Below are 1,897 nucleotides of genomic sequence, written 5' to 3'. Positions count from 1 at the left end.
GTGACCAACGATCCGGAAGACACCACGCCAACCTTTAGTGGTACCTCGGATAATACCGTGGGTGATTTAACGTTGACGGTGAACGGTGTTGAGTACGCCGTCACGCCAGAGCTTGATGGCTCGTGGGAATTCACACTGCCCGATGGCGCAGCGTTAGCCGATGGCGAGTACACTGCGACTATCGATGGAGTCGATGCGCAAGGCGATGCTGCTGAAACCTCAGATGCCGACTTCACCATTGGCCTAGTGCCAGAAGTCAGTATAACTGTGACCAACGATCCGGAAGACACCACGCCAACCTTTAGTGGTACCTCGGATAATACCGTGGGTGATTTAACGTTGACGGTGAACGGTGTTGAGTACGCGGTCACGCCAGAGCTTGATGGCTCGTGGGAATTCACACTGCCCGATGGCGCAGCGTTAGCCGATGGCGAGTACACTGCGACTATCGATGGAGTCGATGCGCAAGGTGATGCTGCTGAAACCTCAGATGCCGACTTCACGGTGGATCAGCTGCCGATTGTAAGCATCGATACCGTGGCCTCAGGTGATGATATTACGCCTACCTTCTCAGGAACTTCGAGCAGTACTGACGGCGATTTAACGCTGACGGTCAATGGTGTGGACTATGTTGTAACCCCCGAAGCTGATGGCTCTTGGGAATTCATCCTGCCGGATGATGCCGCCTTAGAGGACGGCACTTATACTGCGGCGATTAACGGCTCCGATGCGCAAAATAATGACGCACCTGAAGATTCCGCGAGTTTTAGGGTTCTACTGACCCCAGAAGTCAGTATAACTGTGACCAACGATCCGGAAGACACCACGCCAACCTTTAGTGGTACCTCGGATAATACCGTGGGTGATTTAACGTTGACGGTGAACGGTGTTGAGTACGCGGTCACGCCAGAGCTTGATGGCTCGTGGGAATTCACACTGCCCGATGGCGCAGCGTTAGCCGATGGCGAGTACACTGCGACTATCGATGGAGTCGATGCGCAAGGTGATGCTGCTGAAACCTCAGATGCCGACTTCACGGTGGATCAGCTGCCGATTGTCAGCATCGATACCGTGGCCTCAGGTGATGAAATTACGCCTACTTTCTCAGGCTCATCGAGCAATACTGACGGCGATTTAACGCTGACGGTCAATGGTGTGGACTATGTTGTAACCCCCGAAGCTGATGGCTCTTGGGAATTCACCCTGCCGGATGGTGCCGCCTTAGGGGACGGCACTTATACTGCGGCGATTAACGGCTCCGATGCGCAAAATAATGATGCACCTGAAGATTCCGCGAGTTTTAGGGTTCTACTGACCCCAGAAGTCAGTATTACCGTGACCAACGATCCGGAAGACACCACGCCAACCTTTAGTGGTACCTCGGATAATACCGTGGGTGATTTAACGTTGACGGTGAACGGTGTTGAATACGCGGTCACGCCAGAGCTTGACGGCACTTGGGAATTCACACTGCCCGATGGCGCAGCGTTAGCCGATGGCGATTACACTGCGACTATCGATGGAGTCGATGCGCAAGGCGATGCTGCTGAAACCTCTGATGCCGACTTCACCATTGGCCTAGTGCCAGAAGTCAGTATAACTGTGACCAACGATCCGGAAGACACCACGCCAACCTTTAGTGGTACCTCGGATAATACCGTGGGTGATTTAACGTTGACGGTGAACGGTGTTGAATATGCGGTCACGCCAGAGCTTGACGGCACTTGGGAATTCACACTGCCCGATGGCGCAGCGTTAGCCGATGGCGAGTACACTGCGACTATCGATGGAGTCGATGCGCAAGGCGATGCTGCTGAAACCTCTGATGCCGACTTCACCATTGGCCTAGTGCCAGAAGTCAGTATAACTGTGACCAACGATCCGGAAGACACCACGC

Annotated in this window: 1 protein-coding gene; it reads left to right on the top strand. The window is 53.9% G+C overall.

Annotation, left to right across the window (positions count from 1 at the left end):
- A partial coding sequence (locus NAF29_RS18050; RefSeq protein ID WP_251263028.1) for an Ig-like domain-containing protein occupies window positions 1–1,897 on the top strand: 1,897 nt, incomplete at both ends.

Origin of the sequence: Echinimonas agarilytica (assembly GCF_023703465.1) — a bacterium.
Taxonomy (GTDB): Bacteria; Pseudomonadota; Gammaproteobacteria; order Enterobacterales; family Neiellaceae; genus Echinimonas; species Echinimonas agarilytica.
This window is presented reverse-complemented; position numbering and strand designations above follow the sequence as displayed.